Genomic DNA, 8,748 nt, shown 5'->3' with positions numbered 1-8,748 from the left:
AGCGAGTCGGTACCACCCCTTCCCATCCCGAACAGGACCGTGAAACGACTCCACGCCGATGATAGTGCGGATTGCCCGTGTGAAAGTAGGTAATCGTCAGGCTCCCATGCAGAAACACAGACCCCACCCCACACCGGTGGGGTTTGTGCGTTTACGGCCCCGAAAAATCGCCATGTCCCGCAAAGCGGTGCAAAACCAGAAAGGTCCATACAAAGCCCCGCTCACCGTCTCATGCGCTCGCGAGAGCGAGGAGGCGGCGACAAGAAACCGCCTCACGCCCGCATAATTACCTCATTTTTCTTGCGCAAGAAACCGTTGCGCCAATCGCACCCAGTACGTTGAACCGATTGGCAATAGCTCGTCGTTGAAGTCATAGCTCGCGTTGTGCAGCATGCAAGGGCCAGCACCATGCCCCGAATCCCGGTGGCCACCCTCGCCGTTGCCCAGAAATGCGTAACAGCCCGGTTTCGCCAGCAACATGAAGGAAAAGTCCTCGGCGCCCATCGTCGGTTCGACGGCATCGTCGACATTTTCTGGCCCCACAACCTCTTTCATGACCGCTGCCGCAAAACGCGTCGCTTCGCCGCTATTGATTGTCGGCGGATAGTTTCGGTGAAACTGGATTTCGATGGAGCAATCATAGGCTTCCGCAGTGCTTTCAGCGATTTTGCGCATACGCGCTTCAATCAGATCCAGTGTTTCGGTGGTAAAAGTGCGTACCGTTCCGGCGATCCACGCAACGTTCGGGACAACGTTGACGGCATCGCCGGCGTGAATCTGGGTAATCGACAAAACCGCGGTGTCAATTGGCTTCTTATTCCGCGTAATGATGCTCTGCAGGCCACTCGCAATCTGCACCGCAGTAAACACCGGGTCGTGTCCGTTGTGCGGTAGCGCCGCATGGGATCCTACGCCCTTGATTTCAATTCGAAATTCGTTACTCGACGCCATGATGGGGCCCTCGGTCACACCAAAGTGGCCGGCTGGCATGCCTGGCCAATTATGGATGCCAAACACGGCGTCTACCGGGAACTTGACGAACAGGCCATCGTCGATCATTGCTTGGGCGCCAGCGCCGCCCTCTTCGGCTGGCTGGAAAATGAACACGATCGTGCCGTCGAACTCGCCGTGACTTGCCAGATGCCGCGCTGCGCCGAGGAGCATCGCAGTATGCCCATCGTGGCCGCATGCATGCATTTTTCCATCGTGTTGCGAGCGATGATCGAAGGCATTCAGTTCCTGAATGGGCAAAGCGTCCATGTCTGCGCGCAGTCCAATCGAGCGCGCACTGTTGCCGCGCTTCAGTACGCCGACTACGCCTGTTTTGCCTAATCCACGGTGAGTTTCGATGCCCCAGGATTCAAGATTTCTCGCAACCAGGTCTGCTGTTGCTGTCTCTTCATAGCGCAGTTCCGGGTGAGCATGGATCGTTCGTCGAAGGGTTTGGATTTCGCCATGAGCGGCTTGAATTTCGGGGATCAGTTTCATGATGGAAGTGATGTTGCGCCTGTGCTTGGGCTTGCGTGGAATCGCTCGGGGCCATGTGGCCCGGGCACGGTGATAACCGATTCTACGCCGAAGGCATTTTTGGAGGCATCGCGAGGCTAAACCGCAATGGACGCTAAAATTCGAGATTGCCTCCACTCACCATTACATTGGACGGGTCGCCCGATGAATGCTCCGACCGAATTCGCTCGCGCCGTGTGTCCACACGATTGCCCCGATACCTGCGCGATGCGCGTGACCGTCGAGGGTGGGCGGGCGATCAAAGTCGTCGGCGACCCGGAGCATCCGCCGACTCAAGGCGCGCTGTGTACCAAAGTCAGCCGCTATGCGGAGCGGGTGCACCATCCGAATCGGCTAACGACCCCAATGAAGCGCGTCGGCCGAAAAGGCGAGGGTCGCTTTGAGCCGATCAGTTGGGACGAGGCGTTGGAATTGGCCGCCGCGCGTCTCTCCGAAATCGCGAGCCGCGCACCGGAAGCAATCCTGCCGTACAGCTACGCCGGCACGATGGGCCTCGTTCAGGGCGATAGCATCGCGCAGCGATTTTTCCACAAGCTGGGCGCATCGCAGCTGGACCGCACCATCTGCGCGGCAGCCGGCGCCGCAGGCTTGAAATACACCTATGGCGCGAGCCTCGGCATGCTCACCGAGTTCTTCTCCGAGAGCGAGGTTATTCTGATTTGGGGCTCCAATCCGATCGCTTCGAACCTGCATTTCTGGACGCGTGCCCAGGAAGCCAAACGCCGCGGCGCGCGCCTGATCGCGATAGATCCGTATCGCTCGCTGACGGCGGAGAAATGTCACCAGCACATCGCGCTGAAACCCGGCACCGACGCCGCCTTGGCGCTCGGCATGATGAACGTGCTGATCACGGAAAACCGGCTCGACCACGCGTACATCGCCGCCCATACGCTAGGTTTTGCCGAACTGAAGGTTCGCGCGCTCAGCTATTCGCCGGCACGAGTTGCCGACATTTGCGGCATCGACGAACAAGTGGTCGTCGACCTCGCGCGCCTTTACGGCAGCACGAGGAAGTCCGCGATCCGAATGAACTACGGCTTGCAAAGGGTCCGCGGTGGCGGCAACGCCGTGCGCGCCATCGCCAGCCTGCCTTCGTTGACAGGCGCATGGCGGGAACGAGCGGGTGGTGCGCTGCTGTCGTCGTCCGGATGGGCGCCTGTCGACTCGCACGCGTTGCAGCGCCCGGACCTGATGCCGGGTTGGCCGACTAAGCCGTCTCGCGTCATCAATATGAATGCGATCGGTGACGCCTTGCTGCACCCGGGCGGCGCCGCGTTCGGGCCTAAAGTCGAGGCAATGATCGTCTACAACTCGAATCCAGTTGCCGTTGCTCCCGACTCGGAGCGAGTCGCGGCGGGCTTTGCGCGCGAGGACCTGTTCACGATCGTGCTGGAGCATTTCCAGACCGACACCGCCGACTACGCCGATTTACTGCTGCCCGCCACGACGCAGCTCGAACACCTCGACGTGCACAAGTCGTACGGGCATACCCACGTGATGGTCAATTTGCCGGCGATCGCGCCGGTTGGCGATGCTCGGCCGAACACCGAGATTTTCCGTGGCCTCGCGCGTCGCATGGGCATCGAGGAGCCGGCGCTGTATGAAAGCGACGAAACGGTCGCGCAAGCCGCATTCCGTTGGCAAGACAAAACGCTCGAAGGCGTCGACTGGAATACGCTGAAGCAGACCGGTTGGGCGAAGCTGAACTTGCCCGACGCGCCGTTCGCCGAAGGCGGCTTTCGCACGCCTTCCGGCAAATGCGAGTTCTACAGTGAGCGCCTCGCACAGCAAGGGCTCGACCCGCTTCCGGGTTACTTGCCGCCCTACGAATCGGCCGACGGGGCGCCCGAACTGGCCGCCCGCTATCCGCTTGCGATGATCTCACCGCCCGCCCGCAATTTTCTGAACAGCACCTTCGTGAACATTGAAAGTTTGCGCTCGACGGAAGGCGTGCCGCACCTGGATATTCATCCGGTTGACGCTCGACAGCGAAAAATCGTCGATGGTGATCAGGTACGCGTTTTCAACGACCGCGGCTCGATGCAAGCGCGCGCCCGTGTCACCGACAAGGCGCGCGAAAGGCTCGTCGTCGGCCTGTCGATCTGGTGGAAGAAACTCGCGCCGGACGGCCGAAACGCCAACCAGGTGACCAGTCAGGCGCTCACCGATCTGGGTGGGTCGGCAACCTTTTACGACTGTCTCGTCGAAGTCGAGCGGGCCTGAAATACATTCAAATGATCTCGCGAGCCTCGTCCGGAGCCGGTTCGAGGCTGCCGTCTAACTATGCCGCTTTTCGCGAATAGTACTGGGGTGCCCATGCTACGATGCGTTTTTAGCACGACCATTCGAAAATAAAGAAGGAGACGCTGCATGGACAAAATCTGGCTGAAATCCTATCCGCCCGGCGTACCCGCAGAGATCGATCCGAGCCGCTATTCGTCAGTCTCGGAACTGCTTGAAGAAGCCTTCCGCGACCATCGCGCGAAACCGGCATTCGTTTGCATGGGGCAGGAGATCAGCTACGGCGAGCTCGACGCGCTCTCGCATAAACTCGCCGCGTGGTTCCAGTCCAAGGGTCTTGCTCGCGGCGCGCGCATCGCAATCATGATGCCGAACGTGCTGCAATACCCGGTGGCGATTGCCGCGATCCTTCGCGCGGGTTACGTGGTTGTCAACGTGAACCCGCTTTACACCCCGCGTGAACTCGAACATCAGTTGAAGGACAGCGGAGCGGAAGCGATCATCCTGCTCGAAAACTTCGCGGTCACACTGCAGGCGATTGTCCGCAACACGTCGATCAAGCATATCGTCGTGGCGGCGATGGGTGATCTGATGGGTATCAAGGGCGCGCTGGTCAACTTCGTCGTGCGCCGCGTGAAGAAGATGGTGCCGGCCTGGAGCCTGCCGGGCCACGTCAAATTCAACACCGCAGTCGCGCAAGGCGCCCGCCAAAGCTTCAAGCCAGTCCAGCAACGTCCCGACGACGTCGCGTTTCTGCAGTACACAGGCGGCACCACCGGCGTGGCCAAGGGCGCGACGCTTCTGCATCGCAATCTGATCGCCAACGTGCTGCAGTCGGAAGTCTGGCTGGATCCAGTTCGCGCGAACCGTGCGGACATCGACCAGTTCATCACTGTTGTCGCGTTGCCGCTCTATCACGTGTTCGCGCTGACGGTGTGCGGCCTGCTGACGATTCGCACCGGCGGCCTCGGCGTGCTGATTCCGAACCCGCGCGACATTGCCGGCATGATCAAGGCGCTGGAAGGCTATCCGATCACGACGATTCCCGCCGTCAATACGCTGTACAACGCGCTTCTGAATAGTCCGGATTTTCATAATCTCGATTTTTCGAAGCTGATTGCGGCGAACGGAGGCGGCATGGCGGTCCAGGAAGCGGTCGCCAAACGCTGGTACGAGCATACGCATACACCGATCATCGAAGGCTATGGTTTGTCGGAGACGTCGCCCTGCGTCACCTGCAATCCGGTGACGGTCACTGAATACAGTGGGACGATCGGTCTGCCGCTGCCGTCGACGGAAATCTCGATCCGCGACGACGAAAACAACGAAGTCCCGCTCGGCCAGCCGGGCGAAATCTGCATCCGCGGGCCGCAGGTCATGGCGGGTTATTGGAACCGGCCGGACGAAACCGCCAAGGTGATGACCCAGGACGGCTTCTTCAAATCCGGCGACGTCGGCGTCATGAACGAGGGCGGCTTCGTCAAGATCGTCGATCGTAAGAAGGACATGATCCTGGTGTCCGGTTTCAACGTCTATCCGAATGAAGTCGAGGACGTGGTCGCCAAGCTGCCCGGCGTATTCGAAGTCGCCGCGGTGGGCGTGCCGGACCGGCATTCCGGCGAAGCGGTGAAGCTGTTCGTCGTGAAGAAAGATCCTGCGCTCACCGACGCCGATGTCTTCGCCTACTGCAAGCAGCAATTGACCGGCTATAAGCGGCCGAAGATCGTCGAATTTCGCGCGGAACTGCCGAAGAGCAACGTGGGCAAGATTCTGCGCCGGGAATTGCGCGACGGCCGGGCGTAGGCCGGACCCGCATACGCTTGGGCCGCAGCGCGAAGCTGCGCCGCAACTCACGCACGGTAGGGAGAAAACGAAAAGCCCGGCACGACGAAAGTCGGCCGGGCTTTTTTCGCGCTGTCGCCACAAGGCCGGCAATGCCAGTGCAGCGGCGACGGTCACAAAAAAAGGCGCCCGAAGGCGCCTTGAGGCAAACTGCTTTTTTACGACTTATTAGAACTTGTGGCGGATACCAACGCGAGCCGCGAGTTGGTTCTGGTTCGACGAACCCGACAGGCCGTTGATGCCAGCCGTTGCAGCGACCGTGCCGGTGCCTGCTGCATTCAGCACGTCACCCGAGGCGTGTTGGTACACACCAATCACGTACACGTCGGTGCGCTTGGAGAGGAAGTAATCCACGCCGAGCGAGCCTTGGTGGTACTGGGCACGCGATGCGCCTTCGATGGTCGCGCCGCGCGTGTAGTCGTATGCAGCGCCGACCAGCAATGCCGGGGTCAACTGATACTTGAAGTTGATTTCCGCGTTGTTAAACGTAACCGATTGGCCGCGGACCGCCGGCTGCGCGAACGCCACGCCCAGGTTCGAGAAGCGGATGTTCGAGTACGTCAGGCCGACCGTTGCGGCGCCGAACGTGTACGCGCCACCGGCACCAATCACCTGGTACGTGTTCGCCGAGGTGTACGCGCCATAAACCGGCGACGACACAGCTGCGCTAGCAGCCGGCAGCGGCGACTGGCCGCCGTTGTTGAACAGGCCGCCCGAAGCTGCCGGCGTACGTGCGTTCAAGTAACCAACGCCGAGAACGAGGGGACCGTTGTTGTAGCCCGCGCCCAACGACCAGATCTGGTTCTTCGTGACGTCGCCAGCAATACCGCCGAAGCTGTACGTGCCGCCGAACTTGAGGCCGGCGTAGTCGGCGCTCGTGAACTTAACCGTGTTGTTCGTGCGGTATGCGTTGTTGAAGTTGTCGATGTCGCCCGGGTGAGCAGCGATGTAGCCGCCCCACTGGTCGCCCGCTTCCAGCGGACCGACGTAGTCGACGACGGAGTCGTACTGACGACCCAGCGTGACCGTGCCGAACTGGCTCGACAGACCCACATAAGCTTGACGGCCGAACATCAGACCGCCTTGACCCAGCTTGCCGTTGTTCACGTCAAAGCCGTTTTCCAACACGAAGATGGCCTTCAGACCGCCGCCCAGATCTTCCGCACCGCGCAGGCCGAAACGCGAGCCTTGCATGACGCCGCTGGACAGGTTGTACAGGTGCTTGCCACCCGAATTGGTGTTGATGTTGAAGCCTTCGTCAATGATACCGTACAGGGTCACGCTGCTCTGAGCATGAGCGACGCCTGCGAATGCGCCCAGTGCTGCAAGAGCGAGAAGCGACTTTTTCATCGAATGATCTCCAAGAATTACGAATCTTTTGTACAAGGCGAATATTTATGTAGCGTTGAGGCCTTGCTTGTCCAACTTCGCGAGAAGTTGCACGTAATGTAACAAAAGGCATACATGGCACAAAGAAAAAGGAGATAGCCGGGAACGCTCCTGTTTCGTTTACGCAACATGGTCTAAAATTCGAAATTGGCCGCCCGATTCATGCGAATTGGAGGTTTCCGCAGAACCGGTTTGATCCCGCAAATGCTTGTCGCGCGGGCCTGTCGGAGCGGCAAGCGGTTGTCGAATCAGGGAGCGCTTAATGTTTCTGGACGAGTTGATTAGCGAGTTTGATCGGGGTTTACGCTCAATGACCGGTGTATCGCGGATGAGTCGTCCGTTGCCGGTTCCGCAAGAATCGGCGGCGGAGCCGGTCGAATTGTCACCGGCGGAACGCGCGCACTCGGCCGGTTTAATGCGCGTGAACCATGTTGGCGAGGTATGTGCCCAAGCGCTTTACCAGGCGCAGAAACTGGCTACCCGGTCTCCGTCCTTGCGCGCCGTGTTCAATCACGCTGCAATCGAGGAGGAGGATCATCTCGCGTGGACCGCCAAACGCCTCGAGGCGCTCGACTCGCGCCCCAGCCTGTTGAACCCCCTTTGGTACACCGGCGCGCTGGCGATTGGACTCGCGGCGGGGCGCTTCGGCGACCGGGTGAGTCTCGGCTTCATGGCCGAAACCGAGCGCCAGGTGGAGCAACACCTCGATAGCCATCTGGACAAGCTGCCCGCCGCCGACCGCGAGTCGCGCGCGATCGTCGAAGAGATGCGCGCGGACGAAGTACGGCACGGTAAGGCCGCCATGGATGCGGGCGGCGTCGAGTTGCCGTTCCCGGCGCGCGCCATGATGCGCGCGGTATCGAAAGTCATGACGCGCACCGCCTATTACATATAAGCCCGAGCGGGTTGCCCCAGGCATCGCCCGAAGTGGGACGGCCCGTCGCTCGTCGTCCCTGAAACTCCTCCGAACGCCCGCCAACACCTCCCCGCTTCGCTTGACGATCTCTTACGTCGCACGGCTTTCCCTCGCGCTTTTCACGTATCACCTTCACAAGTTGCACTAGCTCATTCATTTATAACGGTTTTCCGTTTTATGTCTGACATGAAGGAGTGGCGCTAAGTCCTTGTTCTAACAAACAAAATTCGTCCGAAAAGCGTGTTTCTCCCTTGACCCCTGTTTAGCGTTCCTCTAAAGTGGGAGACAGTGTGAGAAAGTGTATTTTTGTGTGATCTCACGGGTGGTTTAGGGTAGATTTTCACGAAACGGGCAGCCGGCGCAAAAGCGCCGCAAGACGGGAGAGCGAAGTGTTCCAAGGGGCGTCGGCGCTGACACTCGATGCGAAAGGGCGGATGTCGATCCCCTCTCGCTATCGGGATGCGCTGCAGACACAGGCAGAGGGCCGGGTGACGATCACCAAGCACCCGGATGGCTGCCTGTTGCTCTTTCCGCGCCCTGAATGGGAGATCTTCCGCGAGAAGGTCGGCAATCTGCCCATGAACGCGACCTGGTGGCGCCGCATTTTTCTCGGCAATGCAATGGACGTCGATATGGACGGCGCGGGCCGCGTGCTCGTGTCGCCGGAATTGCGCATGGCCGGCTCGCTGGAAAAGGAAGTGACGCTGCTCGGCATGGGCCGGCACTTCGAGCTGTGGGACGCACAAACCTACGCCGCGAAGGAACAGGCGGCGATCGCCGAGGGCATGCCCGAAGCGTTAAAGAATTTCACGTTCTGATCGCGGCATACATAT

General features: G+C 60.1%; 6 protein-coding genes and 1 rRNA gene. 5 read left to right on the top strand and 2 right to left on the bottom strand.

Features of this window, described 5'->3' with window-relative positions; genetic code table 11:
• Window positions 1-102: ribosomal RNA gene (rrf, locus tag ACTJLC_RS04030) — 5S ribosomal RNA — on the top strand; the annotation flags it as partial.
• Window positions 103-291: 189 nt separating this feature from the next.
• Here rrf and ACTJLC_RS04025 read toward each other — a convergent pair.
• A complete protein-coding gene (locus ACTJLC_RS04025) occupies window positions 292-1,488 on the bottom strand; it encodes a M20 aminoacylase family protein (RefSeq protein WP_440843283.1) in 1,197 nt (398 codons plus the stop codon).
• Between the two features lie 183 nt (window positions 1,489-1,671).
• On the opposite strand from ACTJLC_RS04025, the gene ACTJLC_RS04020 reads away from it, so the two are divergent.
• Window positions 1,672-3,750 carry a molybdopterin-containing oxidoreductase family protein gene (locus ACTJLC_RS04020; RefSeq protein WP_440843282.1) on the top strand — a complete coding sequence of 693 codons (2,079 nt, stop codon included), beginning with the start codon at window positions 1,672-1,674 and terminating at the stop codon, window positions 3,748-3,750.
• Between the two features lie 147 nt (window positions 3,751-3,897).
• Window positions 3,898-5,571: a long-chain fatty acid--CoA ligase gene (locus ACTJLC_RS04015; RefSeq protein ID WP_440843281.1), complete on the top strand. Its 1,674-nt coding sequence runs from the start codon at window positions 3,898-3,900 to the stop codon at window positions 5,569-5,571.
• A gap of 207 nt (window positions 5,572-5,778) precedes the next feature.
• On the opposite strand, the gene ACTJLC_RS04010 is transcribed toward ACTJLC_RS04015, so the two are convergent.
• Window positions 5,779-6,960 carry a porin gene (locus ACTJLC_RS04010; RefSeq protein WP_073431293.1) on the bottom strand — a complete coding sequence of 394 codons (1,182 nt, stop codon included), beginning with the start codon at window positions 6,958-6,960 and terminating at the stop codon, window positions 5,779-5,781.
• A gap of 301 nt (window positions 6,961-7,261) precedes the next feature.
• On the opposite strand from ACTJLC_RS04010, the gene coq7 reads away from it, so the two are divergent.
• Both coq7 and mraZ read left to right on the top strand, forming a co-directional pair.
• Window positions 7,262-7,894: a 2-polyprenyl-3-methyl-6-methoxy-1,4-benzoquinone monooxygenase gene (gene coq7 / locus ACTJLC_RS04005; protein ID WP_440843280.1), complete on the top strand. Its 633-nt coding sequence runs from the start codon at window positions 7,262-7,264 to the stop codon at window positions 7,892-7,894.
• A 410-nt stretch (window positions 7,895-8,304) separates the two neighbouring features.
• Window positions 8,305-8,733, top strand: a complete 429-nt coding sequence (mraZ, locus tag ACTJLC_RS04000) for a division/cell wall cluster transcriptional repressor MraZ (RefSeq protein ID WP_073431291.1) — start codon at window positions 8,305-8,307, stop codon at window positions 8,731-8,733.
• Window positions 8,734-8,748 lie beyond the last annotated feature (15 nt).

The sequence above is a fragment of the Paraburkholderia sp. 22099 genome, assembly GCF_052045835.1.
In the GTDB taxonomy this organism is placed as follows: Bacteria; Pseudomonadota; Gammaproteobacteria; order Burkholderiales; family Burkholderiaceae; genus Paraburkholderia; species Paraburkholderia terricola.
This window is presented reverse-complemented; position numbering and strand designations above follow the sequence as displayed.

Coding starts and splice junctions, on each gene's coding strand:
- coq7 (WP_440843280.1), top strand. CDS start 7,262: ATGTTTCTGGACGAGTTGATTAGCGAGTTTGATCGGGGTTTACGCTCA.
- ACTJLC_RS04020 (WP_440843282.1), top strand. CDS start 1,672: ATGAATGCTCCGACCGAATTCGCTCGCGCCGTGTGTCCACACGATTGC.
- ACTJLC_RS04015 (WP_440843281.1), top strand. CDS start 3,898: ATGGACAAAATCTGGCTGAAATCCTATCCGCCCGGCGTACCCGCAGAG.
- ACTJLC_RS04025 (WP_440843283.1), bottom strand. CDS start 1,488: ATGAAACTGATCCCCGAAATTCAAGCCGCTCATGGCGAAATCCAAACC.
- ACTJLC_RS04010 (WP_073431293.1), bottom strand. CDS start 6,960: ATGAAAAAGTCGCTTCTCGCTCTTGCAGCACTGGGCGCATTCGCAGGC.